22 protein-coding genes are annotated in these 19,434 nt (G+C 76.5%); 17 read left to right on the plus strand and 5 right to left on the minus strand.

Features of this window, described 5'->3' with window-relative positions; translation table 11 throughout:
• Positions 1 to 148 precede the first annotated feature (148 nt).
• Complete coding sequence (locus ACI798_RS09035) at positions 149 to 736, minus strand: hypothetical protein (protein WP_456941116.1); 588 nt, start codon at positions 734 to 736, stop codon at positions 149 to 151.
• A gap of 77 nt (positions 737 to 813) precedes the next feature.
• Positions 814 to 960 (minus strand): hypothetical protein, encoded by a 147-nt coding sequence (locus ACI798_RS09040; RefSeq protein WP_457047749.1) that lies wholly within the window; start codon positions 958 to 960, stop codon positions 814 to 816.
• 727 nt (positions 961 to 1,687) lie between these two features.
• Between ACI798_RS09040 and ACI798_RS09045 the strand changes: the two genes are divergently transcribed.
• The 5 genes from ACI798_RS09045 to ACI798_RS09065 all read left to right on the plus strand — a co-directional run bounded on the left by ACI798_RS09045 (position 1,688) and on the right by ACI798_RS09065 (position 4,790).
• Positions 1,688 to 2,200 (plus strand): LysR substrate-binding domain-containing protein, encoded by a 513-nt coding sequence (locus tag ACI798_RS09045; protein ID WP_456941114.1) that lies wholly within the window; start codon positions 1,688 to 1,690, stop codon positions 2,198 to 2,200.
• Positions 2,160 to 2,393 carry a hypothetical protein gene (locus tag ACI798_RS09050; RefSeq protein ID WP_456941113.1) on the plus strand — a complete coding sequence of 78 codons (234 nt, stop codon included), beginning with the start codon at positions 2,160 to 2,162 and terminating at the stop codon, positions 2,391 to 2,393. The genes ACI798_RS09045 and ACI798_RS09050 overlap by 41 nt, the downstream gene beginning before the upstream one ends.
• Before the next feature lie 60 nt (positions 2,394 to 2,453).
• Positions 2,454 to 3,446: a serine hydrolase gene (locus ACI798_RS09055; protein WP_457047750.1), complete on the plus strand. Its 993-nt coding sequence runs from the start codon at positions 2,454 to 2,456 to the stop codon at positions 3,444 to 3,446.
• Positions 3,447 to 3,510: 64 nt separating this feature from the next.
• A complete protein-coding gene (locus tag ACI798_RS09060) occupies positions 3,511 to 3,966 on the plus strand; it encodes a hypothetical protein (protein ID WP_456941111.1) in 456 nt (151 codons plus the stop codon).
• Positions 3,967 to 4,022: 56 nt separating this feature from the next.
• Complete coding sequence (locus tag ACI798_RS09065) at positions 4,023 to 4,790, plus strand: PadR family transcriptional regulator (RefSeq protein WP_457047751.1); 768 nt, start codon at positions 4,023 to 4,025, stop codon at positions 4,788 to 4,790.
• Positions 4,791 to 4,978: 188 nt separating this feature from the next.
• On the opposite strand, the gene ACI798_RS09070 is transcribed toward ACI798_RS09065, so the two are convergent.
• Both ACI798_RS09070 and ACI798_RS09075 read right to left on the minus strand, forming a co-directional pair.
• Positions 4,979 to 5,176: a DUF1918 domain-containing protein gene (locus ACI798_RS09070; protein ID WP_387988159.1), complete on the minus strand. Its 198-nt coding sequence runs from the start codon at positions 5,174 to 5,176 to the stop codon at positions 4,979 to 4,981.
• An 86-nt stretch (positions 5,177 to 5,262) separates the two neighbouring features.
• Complete coding sequence (locus ACI798_RS09075) at positions 5,263 to 6,141, minus strand: alpha/beta fold hydrolase (RefSeq protein ID WP_457047752.1); 879 nt, start codon at positions 6,139 to 6,141, stop codon at positions 5,263 to 5,265.
• A 119-nt stretch (positions 6,142 to 6,260) separates the two neighbouring features.
• Between ACI798_RS09075 and ACI798_RS09080 the strand changes: the two genes are divergently transcribed.
• From ACI798_RS09080 to ACI798_RS09135, 12 genes are all read left to right on the plus strand, one after another.
• On the plus strand, positions 6,261 to 6,851 hold the full coding sequence (locus tag ACI798_RS09080) for a sugar O-acetyltransferase (protein WP_456941108.1): 591 nt from the start codon (positions 6,261 to 6,263) through the stop codon (positions 6,849 to 6,851).
• The gene (locus ACI798_RS09085) at positions 6,848 to 7,402 is read left to right on the plus strand and encodes a TetR/AcrR family transcriptional regulator (RefSeq protein WP_457047753.1); all 555 of its coding nucleotides are present in this window, start codon (positions 6,848 to 6,850) and stop codon (positions 7,400 to 7,402) included. Before ACI798_RS09080 ends, ACI798_RS09085 begins: the two co-directional genes overlap by 4 nt.
• A 35-nt stretch (positions 7,403 to 7,437) precedes the next feature.
• The gene (locus tag ACI798_RS09090) at positions 7,438 to 8,637 is read left to right on the plus strand and encodes an MFS transporter (protein WP_456941106.1); all 1,200 of its coding nucleotides are present in this window, start codon (positions 7,438 to 7,440) and stop codon (positions 8,635 to 8,637) included.
• Between the two features lie 193 nt (positions 8,638 to 8,830).
• A complete protein-coding gene (locus ACI798_RS09095) occupies positions 8,831 to 9,211 on the plus strand; it encodes a hypothetical protein (protein ID WP_456941105.1) in 381 nt (126 codons plus the stop codon).
• A gap of 134 nt (positions 9,212 to 9,345) precedes the next feature.
• Positions 9,346 to 10,341: a 5-dehydro-2-deoxygluconokinase gene (iolC, locus tag ACI798_RS09100; protein WP_457047754.1), complete on the plus strand. Its 996-nt coding sequence runs from the start codon at positions 9,346 to 9,348 to the stop codon at positions 10,339 to 10,341.
• Positions 10,334 to 11,257 carry a class I fructose-bisphosphate aldolase gene (locus ACI798_RS09105; protein ID WP_457047755.1) on the plus strand — a complete coding sequence of 308 codons (924 nt, stop codon included), beginning with the start codon at positions 10,334 to 10,336 and terminating at the stop codon, positions 11,255 to 11,257. The genes iolC and ACI798_RS09105 overlap by 8 nt, the downstream gene beginning before the upstream one ends.
• Before the next feature lie 13 nt (positions 11,258 to 11,270).
• Positions 11,271 to 12,200: a 5-deoxy-glucuronate isomerase gene (iolB, locus tag ACI798_RS09110; protein WP_456941102.1), complete on the plus strand. Its 930-nt coding sequence runs from the start codon at positions 11,271 to 11,273 to the stop codon at positions 12,198 to 12,200.
• Positions 12,197 to 14,125 carry a 3D-(3,5/4)-trihydroxycyclohexane-1,2-dione acylhydrolase (decyclizing) gene (gene iolD, locus ACI798_RS09115; protein WP_457047756.1) on the plus strand — a complete coding sequence of 643 codons (1,929 nt, stop codon included), beginning with the start codon at positions 12,197 to 12,199 and terminating at the stop codon, positions 14,123 to 14,125. The genes iolB and iolD overlap by 4 nt, the downstream gene beginning before the upstream one ends.
• A 21-nt stretch (positions 14,126 to 14,146) precedes the next feature.
• Complete coding sequence (locus tag ACI798_RS09120; protein ID WP_456941100.1) at positions 14,147 to 15,124, plus strand: TIM barrel protein; 978 nt, start codon at positions 14,147 to 14,149, stop codon at positions 15,122 to 15,124.
• A complete protein-coding gene (locus ACI798_RS09125) occupies positions 15,121 to 16,206 on the plus strand; it encodes a Gfo/Idh/MocA family protein (RefSeq protein WP_456941099.1) in 1,086 nt (361 codons plus the stop codon). Before ACI798_RS09120 ends, ACI798_RS09125 begins: the two co-directional genes overlap by 4 nt.
• Positions 16,203 to 17,078, plus strand: coding sequence for a sugar phosphate isomerase/epimerase family protein (locus ACI798_RS09130; protein ID WP_456941098.1), 876 nt, complete (start codon positions 16,203 to 16,205; stop codon positions 17,076 to 17,078). The genes ACI798_RS09125 and ACI798_RS09130 overlap by 4 nt, the downstream gene beginning before the upstream one ends.
• 12 nt (positions 17,079 to 17,090) lie before the next feature.
• Positions 17,091 to 18,584 (plus strand): CoA-acylating methylmalonate-semialdehyde dehydrogenase, encoded by a 1,494-nt coding sequence (locus ACI798_RS09135; protein WP_456941097.1) that lies wholly within the window; start codon positions 17,091 to 17,093, stop codon positions 18,582 to 18,584.
• An 8-nt stretch (positions 18,585 to 18,592) separates the two neighbouring features.
• On the opposite strand, the gene ACI798_RS09140 is transcribed toward ACI798_RS09135, so the two are convergent.
• Positions 18,593 to 19,408: a DUF899 family protein gene (locus ACI798_RS09140; protein ID WP_457047757.1), complete on the minus strand. Its 816-nt coding sequence runs from the start codon at positions 19,406 to 19,408 to the stop codon at positions 18,593 to 18,595.
• Positions 19,409 to 19,434 lie beyond the last annotated feature (26 nt).

Raw genomic sequence — 19,434 nt, forward strand, 5'->3', positions numbered from 1 at the left:
CGCCGGCCGTCGCGGGGCGTGCACTCCGGCGGAGCGGGGGACGGTACCGGCGCGGCGCCCCGCGGTGCCGGACCGCGTGCGCGGGGACCGGGGTGCAGCGCGGCACCGTCCTCCCCAACGGAGGACGGCGCCGCGAGGTGCCGGGCGGTCAGTCGTCCTCGTCGTCCGGGCCGCCGCGGCCGCCCCACCAGGGACCGTCCCCGTCGGCGGACTGCACGAACTCGGTGACCCGCGCCTCCAGGTCGGCCAGCCGCTCGTCGGCCTCCTCCTGGGTGAGGCGGCCCTCCTCGACGGCGGTGGCGATGCGCTCCTCCGCCGCGCCGACGAGCGCGGCGACGAGGTCCGCGACGGCGACGCCCCGGTCCTCGGCCACCGAGGCGAGAGTGGCGCCCTCGGCCTCCAGGGCCGTGCGCAGCTCCTCCTCGGACAGGCCCAGGGTCTCGGCGGCGACCGGGAAGCCGCCGCCACCCCAGCCGCCCCACCCGCCGTGCCGGCCACCGGGGCCGCCGTGCCAGGCCCCGGCGTCGCTCAGGGTGGCGGCGACCTCGTCGGCCTGCTCCTGGGTGATCGACCCGTCGTCGACCAGGCCGGCGAGGGCGTCACGGATGCGGTCGACGGCCGAGGTCGCGGAGGTCTCGGGAGTCGTGTCGTCCTCGGCCAGGGCCGGGGCGGCGAGGGCGAGGCCACCGACGATCAGGACGCCTGCCGTGGTGGCGAGCACGGTCTTTCTGCGCACGGGGGTTCTCCTCGTTCGGGCGGCCGGCTGCTCCGGCCGTCGCCCCGAGCGTCGGCGCGGTCCCTGTGACGGACCTGTCAGGCGGCCGTGGCGGGACTGTGGACCTCGCTGCCGTCCACCTCTGCCGCCCCGGGCGTGTGCAGCAGCACCGCCGCGGCGTTGGCCACCACCACGACGCCGATGCCGGCCCACTCGTGCAGCGCGAGCACCTGCCTGAGCAGCACCGCGCCGGCGAGGGCGGCCCACGCCAGGGTGCGCGCTGCACAGGACGCCGAACGCGCGCGGCGGGACCCAGCGCAGCGCGACCACGTCGGCGGCGTAGGGCACGGCCGAGGCGAGCACCCCGGCCGCGACGGCGCACGCCCAGCGGCGCGCCGGTGAGCCGCTCCTGCACGACCAGCACGACGACGACCGGGGTGACGGCCAGCGCGCACAGGGCGGTCGCGAGCGCGGGGGCCTGCAGCCCCGGCAGCCGGGCGCCGGCGACCCGGTTGAGCAGGGTGTAGGACGCCCAGCAGCCCGCGGCGGCCAGCCCGAGGCCGATCCCCGCCCAGTCGCTGGAGCCGCCGGGCAGCACGAGCAGCCACACCCCGCCGGCCGCGGCGAGGGCGACCAGCAGGTCCCGCCGCGACCGGGACCCGGCCAGGGCGACGGCCAGGGGCCCGAGGAACTCCAGGGTCACCGCGAGGCCCAGGCCGATCCGCTCGATCGCCGAGTACAGCGCGAGGTTCATCCCGCCGAAGACGGCGGCCAGCAGCAGCACCGGCCACCACTGCGGCCAGGTCAGGCGGTGCACGGCCGGGCGGGCGAGCGGCAGCAGCACGGCAGCGGCCACCCACTGCCGCACCGCGACCACCCCGGCGGGGCCGACGGCCGGGAACGCCTGCGCCCCGAGGGCGGCGCCGGTCTGGTTGCTCGCCGAGCTGACCAGCAGGGTGGCGAGGCGCGCGGGTGGTCGCGCACGCCCGGCGGGTCGTCGAGGAGGTGGCCGCCCTGCGGCGCGCCGCCGAGCGGGGCCGCGGGGAGCTGCGCGTCGGCTACGCGTGGGCGGCGCTGGGCCGGCACACCGCCGCGGTGCAGCGCCAGTGGGCCCGGACCGCACCCGGCGCGTCGCTGGTGTTCGTGCACTCGAACACCCCCACCGCCGGGCTGGCCGAGGGGCTGGCCGACGTGGCCGTGCTGCGCCGGACGCCGGCCGACCCGCGGCTGCGGACGGCGCCGGTGGGGTCCGAGCGGCGCTACGCCGCGCTGGCCGCCGACGACCCGCTGGTCCGCCGCCGCACCCTGCGGCTGGCCGACCTGGCCGGCCGGGTCCTGACCTCCGAGTCATGGCCTCCGACGGCGCCACCGGCACGACGACGGCGCGGCTGTGGGCGCCCGGGCACGGGCCCGCGGAGATCCGGGACACCCGCGGGGTGCACGAGTGGCTCACCGCCATCGCCGCCGGCCAGGCCGCGGGCGTGACCACCGAGGCCACCGCACCACCGAGGCCACCGCGCGGCACCACCCGCGGCCCGGCGTCGCCTACCGGCTGCTGCGGGACGCACCGCCGGTCGAGGTCCGGCTGGCCTGGTGGGCCGACAGCCCGCCGCCGGGCCTGGCCGGCCTGGTCGAGGTGGTCCGCGCCCGCCTGTCCGGCACCGCCGTCCCCGGCTGACCTGGGAGGACGACACACGGACGTCACCCGTTCGTCGCCGATCGGGTCCAGGCTGTGCCCGTGCACGCCGTCCGCCCGCCGACCGGGCGCCCGCGCCGGGGTCTGCTCGCGCGGCTGGTCCTCGGCGCGCTGACGCTCGTCCTCGCGTCGGTGCTGGTGGTGACCGCCGCGGGCGTCCTGGCGGTGGTCCTCTGGGTCCGGGACGGCGGGGAGGGTGCGGAGGCGCCGGCCACGCTGCGGGCCGCGGTGGCGCCGGAGCCGGGCAGTCCCGGCGAGATCCGCGGCCTGGACGCCGCCGGGGAGGCCGCCGTCCCCGTGCCGCCGCCGCCGGTCGCCGTCGACGAGGCCGGGGTGCTGGCCGCCGTCGACGCGGCCGCGGCGGCCGCGGACGGCACGGTCGCGGTGGCGGTGCTCGACGCGCTCGGCCGGCCGCTGGTCACCGGTCCGGCCGCCGGGGACGTCCTCCTGTCGGCGTCGCTGGTCAAGCTGCACGTCGTCGGCCGGCTGCTGGCGCTGGACGCCGCCGGCGCGGTCGACCTCTCCGACGGCGACCTCGCGCTGATGGAGCGGGCGATCGTGTCCTCCGACGACGGCGCGATGAGCACCCTGTGGGACCGCTACGACGGCGCCGCCCTGGTCACCGCCACCGCCGCCGACGCCGGCCTGACCGCCACCGCGCCGCCGCGGGTCGCCGGCCAGTGGGGCGAGGCGACACTGAGCGCGGCCGACGTCGCCGTCCTGCTCGTCGGCCTGGCCGGCACGCTCGGCGAGGAGCCGGCCGCCACGCTGCTCGGCTGGATGCGGAACACCGCACCGACGGCGGCCGACGGGTTCTCCCAGACCTTCGGCCTGCTCGCGGGCGGCAGCGGGGTGGCGGTCAAGCAGGGCTGGATCTGCTGCATCGACGGCCGGCGGCAGCTGCACTCGGCCGGCGTGCTGCCCTCGGGCACCGTCGTGGTACTGCTCGGCGACTTCCCCGCCGCGACGTCGTGGGGGCGCGCCCGCGCCGCCCTCGACTCCGCCGCCGGGGCGGTGCTCGCCGCGCTCGGCTGAGCCCCTCAGGGAGCTCACAGGCGGGGTCCAGCCCCTCCGGAGGGTGCCCGGGCAGCGTGCCGTCATGGACCGCGACACCGCGCCCTGGCTCTTCGACCCCTCGGCGACCCGCGCCCTCGTGGTGGCCCGGCGCTCCCCCGGCGGCGGGCCGGTCGGGGACGTCGTCTCGGACGTGGTGTGGGGCGAGGTGGTGCGCCTGCTGCGCTGGGCGGCCGCCGGCGGGTCCGGGCCCGTGGAGCTGCGTCCGGGGACGTGGTGGCGGCTGGCCGCCGAGAGCGCGGCGCTGCTGCGCCGGCTGCCGGCCCTGAGCGCGGAGATCGACCAGCCCTGGTCGATGGTCCCGCCGGTCCCCGCCGAGCCCGGGGTCGATCCGGCCGGGCGGATCACGCAGGTGGCCCGCCGGCTCGCCGACCGGCTCCGCTCCGGGGAGCCCGTCCCCCTGCGCGTGCTGGCCGCCGAGGTCGACGCGCTCGGCGAGGCGGCCGTGCAGGCGCTCGCCGCCGACTCCCTCGGACACTAGACGGACGTCGTATCGCGATATATCGTTACTGTCATCCGATACGTCAGGAGGCAGTCATGACACCCGATCCACGCTTCGAGGGATGGCGGCCCGGTGGCCGCGGGCACGGCCGGGGCCACCACCCGCACGGCCACCGGCCACACCGGTCCGGCCCGGCCGGGCCTGGCGGCGGGGGCCCCGTCGGCTTCGGCTTCGGCGGCCCGGGCGGGCCCCGGTCCGGTCCGGGCATCGGTCCCGGCTTCGGTCCCGGCTTTGGTCCCGGCTTCGGTCCGGGCTTCGGCCCGGGCCCCGGTCCCGGTGGCGACCCGGCGGCCGGGTGGCGGCGCCGCGGCGGCCGCGGGAGGGCCCCGCGCGGCGACGTCCGCGCCGCCGTCCTGCTGCTGCTCGCCGAGCAGCCGATGCACGGCTACCAGCTCATGCAGGCGATCGCCGAGCGCAGCGGCGGCCGCTGGACACCCAGCCCCGGCGCCATCTACCCGACCCTCAGCCAGCTCGAGGACGAGGGCCTGGTCACGGTGACCGCCGACGCCGGCCGCAAGCTCGCCACGCTCACCGACGCCGGCCGCAGCGCCGTCGAGCAGCTGCGCGGCACCGGGAACGACCCCTTCGCGGGCGGCCCGGAAGGTGCACCCGCCGCCGACCTGCGCGGCCTGCTCGACCAGCTCCACGGCGCGGTCCGCCAGGTGGCGCGCACCGGCACCGAGGCCCAGCTCACCGCCGCGGCCGGCGTCCTCGCCGAGGCCCGCCGGGCGCTGTACCTCCTGCTGGCCGACGGGCCCGGCGGCACCCCGGACGCCGGCGCGCCGGAGACCCCGCAGGCCTGACCTGCACCGCCTCCGGTCCCCGCCGCAGCACCCCGCGGCGGGGGCCCGGCGTCCTCGGGGCCTGTCCCGCACCACCCGCCGGCCGGTCGCGGGCGCGAGTTGTGGATAACGGTCGACCGGCAACGCCACGAGGGCGCCTCCCCGCTCGCTGTCGTCGAGGGGCCGTCCCCCGAGGGGACGGCCCCGCCCTACGCCTCGGCCGGCTCGGGGACGACGGCGCAGGTGCCCGCCGGGTAGAAGACGCCGGTGTGCCCGTCGGCGTCCCACTGGACGACGTACGGCGGCGCCCCGCCCTGCCCGCGGACCTCGAGCACCCGCCCGGTCCGGTCCGGCTCCCCCTGGTGGGTCGAGCGGACGACGATCCTGTCCCCCACGCGTGCTTCCACGGCGACCTCCCGGCGGTGGCGTGCCCTCTGCGCTGCCCGTCCTGGCCGGTCCAGCCTGCCGCTGCCGCCGGAGGGGGACAAGGGCCTCAGGCCGCCCCGTCGAGCACCTCGCGCAGCCGGGCCGCGAAGGCCGCGGGCTCCCCGGTCTGGCCGTACTCGCCGCCGAGGAAGCCCGCGTGCCCGCTGGGGAAGACGACCGGCGCGGTCCCCAGCGCCGCGGCCACCCCCACGCCGCCGCGGTGCGCGAGCTCACCCTCGGACTCGGCGCCGACGGCGACGACGACCCGGGTGGGCGCGGCCCGCAGCGCCTCGGTGTCGTGCTCGTGGTGGGTGCACGAGATCAGGTTCTGCCCGAGCAGGACGTCGTCGCGCGAGCCGTCGTCGTCGGCCGGCAGGCCGAACTGCGCCGGGTCGGGCCCGGGGCCCGCGAGCTCGGGCGTCACCGGGCCGCGGTGGGCGACCAGCCGGATGAAGGCCGCCATCCCGGCGCCGAAGCCGGACCGCTGGTAGGCCTCGCCGACGGCGCGGGTGGCGGCCGAGGCCTCCGCGGCGTCGGGGACGTACCGGACCGACGGCGGCTCGTGCGCGACCAGCGTGCGCACCAGCCCGGGGTGGCGGGCGACGAGGGTCAGCGCGTTCACCGCGCCGCCGCTGCTGGCGAAGACGTCGACCGGGCCGCCGCCGACCGCGGCGAGCACCCGGGCCAGGTCGTCGCCGTGCTCCTCGGGCGTGCTCGTGGCGGCGCCGTCGGTGCGGCGGCTGCGCTCGACGCCGCGCGGGTCGTAGGTGACCACCGTGCGGTCGGCGAAGTACCCGGCCAGCGTGCCGAAGCCGGCCGCGCCCATCGGCGAACCGACCAGCAGCAGCACGGGCGCGTCGGCGGGGCCGGGGCGGACGTCGTGGGTGAGGACGGCGCCGGGCACCTCGAGGGTGCGGGTCTCGAGCGCGGGGGCGGTGCTGGTCATCTCGGGCCTCCCGGGAGCGGTGGTGTCGGAGGGGAGACCGCCGCGGCGGGCCGGACTCATCGGCGCGCCGCCCCGATCGATGCGTACGGGCGTCCGCATGGATGTGTACGCTCGTCCGCATGACCTCGCCGCCCGCCCCGGACGACGCCCGGACCATGCGCGAGCGGATGCTCGCCGGTGACCTCTACGTCGCCGACGACCCCGAGATCGCCGAGGAGAGCGCCGCCGCCCTGGACCTGGTGGCCGCCTACAACGCGACCTCGGCCCGCCAGGGCCCGCTGCGCCGGGAGCTGCTCGGGCGGCTGCTCGGCTCGCTCGGCGAGGACACCGAGATCCGCCCGCCGCTGTACGTCGACTACGGCAGCCGGATCCGCATCGGCGCCCGCTGCTTCGCGAACGTCGGGCTGGTCGCCCTGGACGTCGCGGCCATCACCATCGGCGACGACGTGCAGATCGGCCCGAACGTCCAGCTGCTCACCCCCACCCACCCGGTCGAGCCCGGGCCGCGGCGGGACAAGTGGGAGGCCGCGCGGCCGATCACCGTCGGCGACAACGTGTGGCTCGGCGGCGGGGTGGTCGTGCTGCCCGGCGTCACCATCGGCGCGGACACCGTCGTCGGCGCCGGGTCGGTCGTGACCCGCGACCTGCCGGCCGGCGTGGTCGCCGTCGGCAACCCGGCCCGGGTGGTCCGCGAGCTGGACCGCGGGTGACCGCCCCGGCCCGGCGGCCGCGGCGGCACGACCCCGGCCGCCGGGACCGGCTGGTGGCCACGGCGCTGGACGTCATCGCCGACGCCGGCGTCGCGGGCGCCACGCACCGGGCCATCGCCCGCGCCGCCGACGTGCCCCTGGGGTCGATGACCTACCACTTCGCGAGCCTGGACGAGCTGCACGCCGCGGCGTTCACCCGGCACGTCGAGGAGGTGGCCGCCCGGTTCGACGCCCGGATGCGCGCCGCGCCCGACCGGGCCGCGGCCCTGGACGCGCTCGTCGGGCACCTCACCGGCGACCTCCTGGGCTCCGGCCGGGACCTGGTGCTGGCCGTCGAGCTCTACGTCGCCGCCGCCCGCCGGCCGGCGCTGCGCACGGTCACCCAGGACTGGATGCAGCGCAGCCGGGCGAGCCTCGAGCGCCACTTCGACCCGGTCACCGCCCGGGAGCTCGACGCCCTGGTCGAGGGGCTGGTGCTGCACAGCGCCCTGTCGACCGACCCCATGGACCGCGCCCAGATCCGCGCCGCCATCCTCCGCTTCGCCGCCTGACCCCCTCCCGCCCTCGACTCCCTGACAGGACGCCCGTGTCGGACACCCTCCCGGTCACCGCCCCGCCCCGGCTGCGCGCCGCCCGCGCCGCCGTCGCCGCCTGCTTCTTCGTCAACGCGGTGCTCTACGCCGACCTCGTGCCGCGGCTGCCGGAGGTCAAGGACCGGCTGGGCGTCTCCAACGCCGAGCTCGGCGCGGCGCTGGCGGCCCTACCGCTCGGGGCGCTGGTGTCCGCGCTGGCCTCGGCCGCGCTCATGCGCCGGTTCGGCTCGGCGCGGGTGGCCTCCTGGGGGCTGGTGGCGCTGGCCGCCGCCGTGTGGGGCGCCGCCGTCGCGCCGTCGTGGTGGCTGTTCGCCGGGGCGCTGTTCGTCGCCGGCGCGCTGGACGCGGTCGTCGACGTCGCGCAGAACGCGCACGGCCTGCGGGTGCAGCGGGCCTACGACCGGTCGATCCTGAACTCCTTCCACGGCCTCTGGAGCATCGGCGCGGTGGCGGGCGGGCTGCTGGGCTCCGCCGCGGCGGGCCTGCGCGTCCCGCTGGGGGTGCACCTGGGCGTGGTCGCGGCCGTCTTCGCCGTCGTCGCGCTGGTGGCGCACCGGTCGATGCTGCCCGGCCCGGACCGGGAGGAGGCGCCCGACGAGACCGTGCCCGCCGGCGGGCGGGGCACGCTGCGGGCGGTGGCGCTGCCGCTGACCGCACTGGGCGTGCTCGCCGCGTGCGGGGCGTTCGTCGAGGACGCGGGCTCCTCCTGGAGCGCGCTGTGGCTGCGCACCGAGGTCGGGACGGGCGCGGCGGCCGCGGGGCTGGGCTTCGTCGCGCTGTCGCTGGCGATGACCGTCGGCCGGCTGACCGGCGACCGCGTCGTCGACCGGTTCGGGCAGCGCCGGGTGGCCCGCGTCGGCGGCGCGATGGTGGCCGCGGGCACGGGCCTGGCGCTGGCGGTGCCGTCGCCGACGACGACGCTGGCCGGGTTCGCGCTGGCCGGGCTCGGCGTCGCCACCCTGGTGCCCGCCGTCTACGCCGCGGCCGACGACCTGCCCGGGCTGCGGCACGGCGTGGGGCTGACGCTGGTCAACTGGCTGCTGCGGATCGGCTTCCTGGTGTCCCCGCCGCTGGTCGGCGCGCTCGCCGACGCGACCAGCCTGCGGGTCGGGCTGCTGACCGTCGTCGTCGCCGGGGTGGCCACGGTGGTGTGCGGCGGGGTGCTGAAGGCGTCGGTGAGCCGCACCACCTGAGGGCCCGGCATCCGGTGGTGCACGACCGGCCTCCCCGGAGCCGGGCCAGGGAGCGGTGCTCGGAACCTGGCCCGGTGCCCGGCGGAGGAGTCCCCCTCTACTCGGCCGCGGCGGAGCGTGTGCCCACCCAGGGTGCACGCCCGGTGCACGGTCCGCATCCCGGAGTGTCGGTGGCCCGGGTCAGGATCGGCCGGTGACGACCTTCTTCCTCCCCCGTGCGACCGACGACGAGCAGGCCGAGCGGCTGTACGAGGCCCTCGCCGAGTTCGCCGGCTGCGAGCCCGCGCCGCCGGGGGCGCGGGTGCGCTCGGTCGCCTTCGACCAGGACGGCGCCCGGTGGGTGGCCGAGGTGGGCCGCGAGCTGCGCGGTCGGCGGACGACGCGGCTGCTGCGCCGCGGCGAGCTGCTCGAGCACACCGAGGAGCTCACCGACCCCGCCCGCGTGCTCGCCGTCTACCCGGGGACGCCGTACCACGTGGTCACCGACGCGCAGCCGATCACCGGCACCGCCTCGGAGTGGGCCAACCCGTTCCCCGTCACGCCCGCCGAGGTGGTGCTGTTCGACGCCCGCTGAGCCGCGGCGGCGCGGTTCCGTGACGTCGACACGACAAGTTGTCCCTATGTCCTGACAAAGTCTTGACGCCGCGCCGTGCGCCGGAGCACAGTCAGCTCCCATCCCGGGCACGACGCACAGGACGGAGCGGGACCGTGGACGACACCTCCGACGGAGCGGCCCCGGACGTGGTGGTCATCGGCCGCAGCGGCGTCGACGTCTACCCCCTGCAGACCGGGGTGGGCCTCGAGGACGTCGAGACCTTCGGCAAGTACCTGGGCGGGAGCGCCGCCAACGTCGCGGTCGCCGCGGCCCGCCTCGGGCACTCCCCCGCCCTGGTCACCGGCGTGGGCGACGACCCGTTCGGCCGCTTCGTCCGCCGGGCGCTGCGCGACCTGGGCGTGGACGACCGGTTCGTCGTCGTCGACCCCGACCACCCGACGCCGGTCACCTTCTGCGAGGTCTTCCCGCCCGACGACTTCCCGCTGTACTTCTACCGCCGCCCGACCGCGCCGGACCTGCAGATCCGGCCCGGGGACCTGGACCTCGACGCGATCCGCGGCGCCCGGCTGTTCTGGGCGACGGTCACCGGCCTGTCCGAGGAGCCCAGCCGCTCGGCCCACCACGCCGCCTGGGCGGCCCGGGACCGCCGCCGGCACACCGTCCTCGACCTCGACTACCGGCCGGCGTTCTGGTCCTCCCGGGAGGAGGCCGCGGCGCAGGTCCGCGCCGCGCTCCCCTCCGTGACCGTGGCCGTGGGCAACCGCGAGGAGTGCGAGGTCGCCGTCGGCGAGACCGACCCCGACCGGGCCGCCGACGCGCTGCTGGACGCCGGCGTGGAGCTGGCGGTCGTCAAGCAGGGTCCGCGCGGGGTGCTCGGCAAGACGCGCACCGAGCGGGTCGAGGTGCCGCCCACCCCGGTCGACGTCGTCAACGGCCTCGGCGCGGGGGACGCCTTCGGCGGCTCCCTGGTCCACGGCCTGCTCACCGGCCTGCCGCTGGAGGAGCTGCTGCGCAATGCCAACGCGGCCGGGGCGATCGTCGCCTCGCGGCTGGAGTGCTCGACCGCGATGCCGACGGCGGCCGAGGTCGCCGTCCACGTCGCCGCGCACCGCGCGACCACCCCCCGACTGGAGGACACCCGTGTCTGACACCGCCCTCGACCTCCCCGGCGTCGGGACCGCCGCGCCCCTGTGCAGCAGCTACGCCGAGGTCACCGAGCTGCGCAGCCGCACCCCGGAGGCGATCGGCCGCGCCCTGGCCACCCGCCGCCGCCGGCCCGCGTTCCTCCCCGACGACGGGCGGCTGATGCTCGTCGCCGCCGACCACCCCGCCCGCGGGGCGCTCGCGGCCCAGGGCCGGCCCGCGGCCATGCACAGCCGCACGGAGATGCTCGACCGGCTGCGCACCGCACTCGCCCGGCCCGGCGTCGACGGGCTGCTGGCCACCGCCGACGTCGCCGAGGACCTGCTGCTGCTCGGCGCGCTCGAGGACAAGGTCGTCGTCGCGTCGATGAACCGCGGCGGCCTGGCCGGCTCCGTGTTCGAGATGGACGACCGGATGACCGGCTACGACGTGCAGGGCGTCGTCGACGCCCGGTTCGACGCGGCCAAGATGCTCAACCGCTTCGACCTCGACGACCCCGCCACGGTCGTGTCGATGGAGGCGGCCGGCCGCGCGGTCACCGCCCTGGCGCGCGCCGGGCTGGTGGCGATGCTCGAGCCGTTCCTGTCCCGGCGGGTCGACGGTCGGGTCGTCAACGACCTGTCCCCCGACGCGGTGATCAAGAGCGTGCACGTCGCCCAGGGCCTGGGCGCCACCTCCGCCTACACCTGGCTGAAGCTGCCGGTGGTCGCGGACATGGAGCGGGTGGCGGACGCGACGACGCTGCCGACCCTGCTGCTCGGCGGCGACCCCGCCCGCCGGCCCGAGGAGACCTACGCCCAGTGGCGCGACGCGCTCGCGCTGCCCCCGGTGCGGGGGCTGGTCGTCGGCCGGACGCTCCTCTACCCACCCGACGACGACGTCGAGGCCGCGGTCGACACCGCCGTCTCGCTGGTCCACTGAGGACGGGCCCGCCGTGACCGCCACGTCCCCCGCTCCGCGCACCGCCCCCGACACCCGCTCCCTGCACCTGCCCGCCGGGACGGCCGCCACCGGGCCCTACGCCCTCGAGGTCACCCCCGAGTCGGCCGGCTGGGGCCACTCCGGGCTCCGCGTGCTCGAGCTGCCCACCGGCGGCCGGCACGTCCTCGACACCGGTCCGGACGAGGTCGTCGTCGTCCCGCTCGAGGGCGGGGTCACCGTCGCCTGCGACGGGGAGGTGCTCACCCTCACCGGCCGCAGCTGCGTCTTCGCCGGGCCGACGGACTTCGCCTACCTGCCGCTCGGGTCCACCGCCGAGCTGTCCAGCCGCAACGGCGGCCGGTTCGCGCTGTGCAGCGCCCGGGCGCGCCGTCGGCTGCCGGTCCGGTACGGGCCCGCCGCCGGGGTGCCGGTCGAGCTGCGCGGCGCCGGCCGGTGCAGCCGGCAGGTGCACAACTTCGCCACCGCCGGGGTCTTCGAGGCCGACTCGCTCATCGCCTGCGAGGTGCTCACCCCCGGCGGCAACTGGTCGAGCTACCCGCCGCACAAGCACGACGAGACCTCCGCCGAGGAGAGCGAGCTCGAGGAGGTCTACTACTTCGAGGTCGCCCCCGGCCCTCTCGGGCAGCCCGGCCTGGCCTACCACCGCGTGTACGGCACCGCCGAGCGGCCGATCGACGTGCTCGCCGAGGTCCGCGACCGCGACGTCGTCCTGGTCCCGCACGGCTGGCACGGACCGTCCATCGCCGCGCCCGGGCACGACCTCTACTACCTCAACGTCATGGCCGGCCCCGGCCCCGAGCGGGCCTGGCGCATCGTCGACGACCCGGCGCACACCTGGGTCCGCGGCACGTGGGCCGGCGAGGACGTCGACCCCCGCCTCCCCCTGCACGCCCCCGACCAGAACGGAGCGACCCTCCCGTGAGCGCGCCGACTCCCCCGCCGCCCCGGACCGGGACCGCGCGGCTGACCGTCGCCCAGGCGGTGGTCCGGTTCCTGGCCCAGCAGTCCACCGAACGCGACGGGCAGCGGCAGCGGCTGTTCGCCGGCTGCCTGGGCATCTTCGGCCACGGCAACGTCGCCGGCCTCGGCCAGGCGCTGCTGCAGGCCGAGGTCGACTCGCCGGGGGCGCTGCCCTACGTGCTCGGCCGCAACGAGCAGGCGATGGTGCACACCGCGGTCGCCTACGCCCGGGCGAAGGACCGGCTGCAGACCTGGGCGGTCTCCCCCAGCGTGGGACCGGGCTCCACCAACATGCTCACCGGCGCCGCGCTGGCGACGATCAACCGGCTGCCGGTGCTGCTGCTGCCGGCCGACACGTTCGCCACCCGCGCCGCCGGCCCGCTGCTGCAGGAGCTCGAGCGCCCCGACAGCGGCGACGTCACGGTCAACGACGCGTTCCGCCCGGTGTCGCGGTACTTCGACCGCATCTGGCGGCCCGAGCAGCTGCCCGGCGCGCTGCTCGGCGCCATGCGGGTGCTCACCGACCCGGCCGAGACCGGCGCGGTCACCCTCTGCTTCCCGCAGGACGTGCAGGCCGAGGCCTTCGACTGGCCGGTGGAGCTGTTCGCCCCGCGCACCTGGCACGTGGGCCGGCCGGTGCCCGAGCGCGCCGCGCTCGAGCGCGCCGCCGAGGTCGTCCGCTCCGCCCGCCGGCCGCTGGTCGTCGCCGGCGGGGGCGTCGTCTACTCGCACGCCACCGAGGCGCTGGACGCGTTCGCCACGGCCACCGGCATCCCCGTCGCGCAGACCCAGGCCGGCAAGGGCGCGCTGCCCTTCGACCACCCGCAGTCGGTGGGCGCCATCGGGTCCACCGGCACCACCGCGGCCAACGCGCTGGCCCGCGAGGCCGACGTCGTCATCGGCATCGGCACCCGGTACCAGGACTTCACCACCGCCTCCCGCACCGCCTTCGCCGACCCCGGCGTGCGCTTCGTCAACGTCAACGTCGCCGCGATGGACGCCGCCAAGCACGCCGGCGTCACGGTGCAGGCCGACGCCCGGGAGGCGATCACCGCGCTGGGCGCGGCGCTGGCCGGCTGGTCGGTCGACGACGCCTACCGGGCCCGCACCGCCGAGCTCGCCGCGGCGTGGGAGGCGACCGTCGAGGCCGCCTACCACCCGGCGACGTCGGGCAGCGGGGGCCGGCTCACCCAGAACGAGGTCATCGGCGTGGTCAACGAGGTGTCGGCGCCGCGGGACGTCGTCGTCTGCGCCGCGGGCTCCATGCCCGGTGACCTGCACAAGATGTGGCGGGTCCGCGACCGCAAGGGCTACCACGTCGAGTACGGCTACTCGTGCATGGGCTACGAGATCCCCGGCGGCATCGGCGTCCGGATGGCCAGCCCCGACCGCGACGTCTTCGTCATGGTCGGCGACGGCTCCTACCTGATGATGCCGACCGAGCTGGTCACCGCCGTGCAGGAGGGCGTCAAGATCGTCGTCGTCCTGGTGCAGAACCACGGCTTCGCCTCGATCGGTGCGCTGTCGGAGCAGCTGGGCTCCCAGCGGTTCGGCACCCGGTACCGCTACCGGACCGCCTCCGGCCGGCTCGACGGCGGGGTGCTGCCGGTCGACCTGGCGGCCAACGCCGCCAGCCTCGGCGTCGACGTCCTCTCCGCCCAGGACGGCCCGAGCCTCGAGGCCGCCCTCCGCAAGGCCAAGGCGAGCGACCGCACCACCGTCGTGCACGTGGAGACCGACCCGCTGGTCGACGCGCCCTCCAGCGAGTCCTGGTGGGACGTCCCGGTCAGCGAGGTCTCCACCCTCGAGAGCACCCGCAGCGCCCGCGCCGTCTACGAGGGCTGGAAGGCGCGCCAGCAGTCCCACCTCGTCCCCGCCCAGCCCTGATCCCGAGACGGAGGAGACCCGATGACACAGCAGCCGATGACACAGCAGCACGGCCGCGCGCGGATCCGGGTGGGGTCGGCCCCCGACTCCTGGGGCGTCTGGTTCCCCGACGACCCCGACCAGGTGCCCTGGCAGCGGTTCCTCGACGAGGTCAGCGCCTGCGGCTACGAGTGGATCGAGCTGGGCCCCTACGGCTACCTGCCCACCGACCCGGCGCGGCTGTCCGACGAGCTCGCCGCGCGCGGCCTGGAGGTGTCGGCCGGCACCGTGTTCGAGCACCTCCACCGCCCCGGCTCCTGGGAGGCGGTGTGGAGCCAGGTGAAGGACGTCGCCGCGCTGACGCAGGCCACGGGCGGCACCCACGTGGTGGTCATCCCCGACACCTTCCGCGACCAGAAGACGGGCGCCGACGTCGAGTCCCGCGAGCTCACCGCCGAGCAGTGGCGGGCGAAGACCAGCGGTGTGGACCGGCTGGCCCGCGCGATCCGCGAGGAGTACGGGCTCACCATCGCCTACCACCCGCACGCCGAGAGCCACGTCGGCTGGCAGCGCGACATCGAGCGGTTCCTCGCCGACACCGACCCGGGGCTCGTCCCGCTGTGCCTGGACACCGGGCACGTCAGCTACTACCGCGGCGACAACCTGGAGCTGATCGAGAAGTACCCCGAGCGGATCGGCTACCTGCACCTCAAGCAGGTCGACCCGGCGGTGGTCGACGAGGTGCTCGCGAAGGACGTCGTCTGGCCCGAGGCGGTCAAGATGAGCACGTTCGTGGAGCCACCCCACGGCGTGCCCGCCTACCCGCCGCTGTTCGAGGCGATCGAGCGGCACGGGCTCGACGTCTTCGCCATCGTCGAGCAGGACATGTACCCCTGCCCGCCGGACCAGCCGTTCCCCATCGCCCGGCGCACCCACCGGCACATCGCCGGGTGCCGGCTGCCGTCGCTGGAGATCGGCACCCCGAGGGCCCCCGCCGCCCGATCGGAGGCCCGGGCGTGACCACCGCCGAGACCCGCGCCGGAGCCCTCCCGGAGCTCGCCGACGTCCCGGCGCGCGACCTGCGGGTCGCCGTCCTCGGCGTCGGGATGATGGGCGCCGACCACGTCGCCCGCCTGCACAGCCGCATCTCCGGCGCCACGGTCGCCGCCGTCAGCGACGCGTTCGCCGACAAGGCCGAGCAGGTGGCCGGCACCGTGCCCGGCTGCCGGGTGGTCGGCGACCCGCTGGACGCGATCGCCGACGACGACGTCGACGCCGTGCTGGTCGCCACGCCCGGCCAGTTCCACGAGGAGCAGGTGCTCGCCTGCATCGAGCGCGGCAAGCCGGTGCTGTGCGAGAAGCCGCTCACCATGGACGCCGAGAGCTCGCTGGCCGTCGTCCGGGCCGAGGACGCCTACACCGCCCGCACCGGCCGGCGGCTGGTGCAGGTCGGCTTCATGCGCCGCTTCGACCCCGAGTACGCCGAGCTCGAGGCGCTGCTCCGCTCGGGGGCGCTCGGCGAGCCGCTGGTCGTGCACTGTGCGCACCGCAACGCGGCCGTCCCGCCGCACTTCACCAGCGAGATGATGGTCAACGACTCGGTGGTGCACGAGGTCGACGTCGCCCGTTTCCTGCTCGCCGAGGAGATCGCCGCGGTCACCGTGCTGCGGCCGCGGCCCACCCGGCACGCGGTGGCGGGCCAGTCCGACCCGCTGCTGGTGTTGCTGGAGACGACCGGTGGCCGGCTGGTCGACGTCGAGGTCTTCGTCAGCACCGGCGTCGGCTACGAGGTGCGCACCGAGGTGGTCGGCGAGGACGGCAGCGCGATGATCGGCCTGGACCTCGGCCTGGTCCGGCAGTCCGGCGGGGCGGCGGGGGCGGCCCGGTCGACCGGCGTGGCGCCGGACTTCCGGCAGCGGTTCGGCCGGGCCTACGACATCGAGCTGCAGCGGTGGGTGGACGCCGCCCGCCGCGGCGACGTCGACGGCCCCGGCGCGTGGGACGGCTACGCCGCCCAGGCGGTGTGCGCGGCCGGCGTGCAGGCGCTGCGGTCCGGGCGGCGCACCGAGGTCCGGCTGGCGGCCCGGGAGGCGGCACGGTGAGGATCGCCCTGGACCCGCAGATGCTGCGGACCACGCCGCTGCTCGAGCTGCCCGACGTCGTGGCCTCGATGGGCTACGAGTGGATCGAGCTGTCCCCGCGCGAGGACTTCGTCCCGTTCTTCAAGCACCCGCGCGTCGACCTGGCCACGGTGCGGGCGTTCCGGTCGCGCCTGGCCGACGCCGGCGTCGGCGTCACCTCGGTGCTGCCGGTCATGCGCTGGTCCGGACCCGGCGAGGAGGAGCGGCAGGCGGCGGTGCGCTACTGGAAGCGGGCCGTCGAGATCACCGTCGAGCTCGGCGTGGACACGGTGAACTCCGAGTTCAACGGCCGGCCCGAGGCGCCGGAGCTCGCCGAGGCGATGTTCTGGCGGTCGATGGAGGAGCTGCTGCCGGTGTTCGAGCGGGAGGGCGTCCGGCTGGCCCTCGAGCCGCACCCCGACGACTTCATCGAGCTCGGCCACCCCGCGGTCGACATGGTCCGCGGCATCGACTCGCCGTGCGTGTCGTTCCTCTACTGCACGCCGCACACCTTCCACCAGGGCGACGACGCCGCCGGGATCATCGGGCACGCCGGCGACCTGCTCACCCACGTGCACGTCGCCGACTCGATGGACCACCGCGCCTCCGACGGGCTGCGCTACATCACCAACCCGCCCGGCAACACCACCCGCGTCCACCAGCACATGGAGATCGGCCGCGGCGACGTCGACTTCGACGCGGCCTTCGCCGCGCTCGCCGGGATCGGTTTCGACGGCGTCCTCACCACCTGCGTCTTCGGCTGGGACGACCAGGCCCGCGAGTCCGGCACGCGGATGCTCGCCGCCATCCGCGAGCTGGTCACCAAGCACTTCCCCGACAGCACCCTCACCTGAGGAGCACCGACCATGCCCACGCACATCCCGCACTGGATCGACGGCGCGCGGCGCGACGGCACCAGCGGCCGCACCGGCGAGGTGACCGACTCCGCCACCGGCGAGGTGACCGGCGAGGTCGCCCTGGCCTCCGCGGAGGAGGTCGAGGCGGCCGTCGCCGCCGCCGCGGCCGCCTTCCCGCGCTGGCGGGACACCTCCCTGGCCAAGCGCACCGCGGTGCTCTTCCGCTTCCGCGAGCTGCTCAACGCCCGCAAGCCCGAGCTGGCCGCGATCATCACCGCCGAGCACGGCAAGGTGCTCGACGACGCCCTCGGCGAGGTCTCCCGCGGCCAGGAGGTCGTCGAGTACGCCTGCGGCGTGCCCTCGCTGGTCCGCGGCGGGTTCACCGAGAACGCCTCGACCGACGTCGACGTGCACTCCGTCCGCCAGCCGCTGGGCCCGGTGGCGGTCATCAGCCCGTTCAACTTCCCGGCGATGGTCCCGATGTGGTTCTTCCCCATCGCGATCGCCACCGGCAACACCGTCGTCCTCAAGCCCAGCGAGCAGGACCCCTCCGCGGCGGTCTGGATGGCCGAGCTGTGGAAGGAGGCCGGGCTGCCCGACGGCGTGTTCAACGTGCTGCAGGGCGACAAGGTCGCCGTCGACGGGCTGCTCGAGCACCCGGGGATCAAGGCGGTGTCCTTCGTCGGGTCCACCGCGATCGCCCGGTACGTCTACGAGACCGGCACCCGGCACGGCAAGCGCGTGCAGGCCCTCGGCGGCGCCAAGAACCACATGGTCGTGCTGCCCGACGCCGACCTCGACCTCGCCGCCGACCAGGCCGTGAACTCCGGCTTCGGCTCGGCCGGCGAGCGGTGCATGGCGATCAGCGCCGTCCTCGCCGTCGGCGGGATCGGCGACGACCTGGTCGCCCGGATCGCCGAGCGGACGCGGACGCTGCGCACCGGCGACGGCCGCAAGGGCTGCGACATGGGCCCGCTGATCAGCAGGAAGCACCGCGACCGGGTCGAGTCCTACGTGGAGGCCGGCGAGCAGGAGGGCGCGAAGGTCGTCGTCGACGGCCGCCGGGTGCAGCCCGACGGCGGGGAGGACGGCTTCTGGCTCGGCCCGACGCTGGTCGACCACGTCGAGCCGCACATGAGCGTCTACACCGACGAGATCTTCGGGCCGGTGCTGTCGGTGCTGCGGGTGGACAGCTACGAGCACGCCGTCGAGCTGATCAACCGCAACGAGTACGGCAACGGCACCGCGATCTTCACCAACGACGGCGGCGCCGCCCGGCGGTTCCAGCACGAGGTGGAGGTCGGGATGATCGGCATCAACGTGCCGATCCCGGTGCCGATGGCCTACTACTCCTTCGGCGGGTGGAAGAACAGCCTGTTCGGCGACGCCCACGCCCACGGCGCCGAGGGCGTGCACTTCTTCACCCGCGGCAAGGTGGTCACCTCCCGCTGGCTGGACCCCAGCCACGGCGGGCTCAACCTGGGGTTCCCGCAGAACGCCTGAGCCCCGGGTCAGTGGTGGTGGGTCTGCCGGCCGAGGGTGTCCACGGGGGTCGCGCCAGGGCGGGTCCACTGCGGCACGGGGCGGCTGGTGGGCCCCCAGGCGGCGTTCCCGTCGGCGTCCGAGCGCCAGTACCAGCAGATCGGCGCGCCGTGCCCGCCGACCGGTGAGCCGACCTGCGGGGCCTGCGGCCAGCCGTCGGGGACGTCCTCCCACGCCTCGCGGCGGCCGTAGGGCGTCATGTCGAGCAGGCCGAGGGTCCCGTCGGCGGGCTCGTTGCCCCGGCCGGTCGTGGAGTAGGTGAGGAACACGCGGTCGCCGTCGCGCAGGTAGCAGGACAGGTGCCCCTCCTCCGTGGCGATCCGCTCCTCCACCCCCCGCACCGAGTACCAGGGCTGGGTGTAGCCCATGAACCCGACGAAGGGCGCCACCTCGTCCCAGGCCCCCGAGGTCAGGACGGCGAACGAGACACCGCGGGCGTTCAGGTAGACGGCGTCTCGCAGGTGCCAGAGGTTGAAGGTGCAGCCCTCGCACTGCCCCTGGTGCGGCGCGCCGTCGTACCACATGGAGTGGTAGACGAGGAGCTCGTCGCGGCCCTGGAACAGCTCCGGGAACCGGACCGGGCCGTCGGGTCCGACGACCTCGGCCGTGCCGTCGACCTCCACCATCGGCAGCCGGCGGCGGGCCGCGGCGATGGCGTCGCCCTCACGGGTGTGCGCCTTCTCGCGCACCAGGAGCTCGTCCCGCGCGGCCTGCCAGGTGGCCCGGTCGACGACGGGCGGACGGCCGGCCGGCGCGGGAGCCGGGCGGTCCGGGGTGGTCGTCATGGCGTCCTCCGGGGGATCTCGTCACC

Source organism: Geodermatophilus sp. SYSU D01045, from assembly GCF_054050295.1.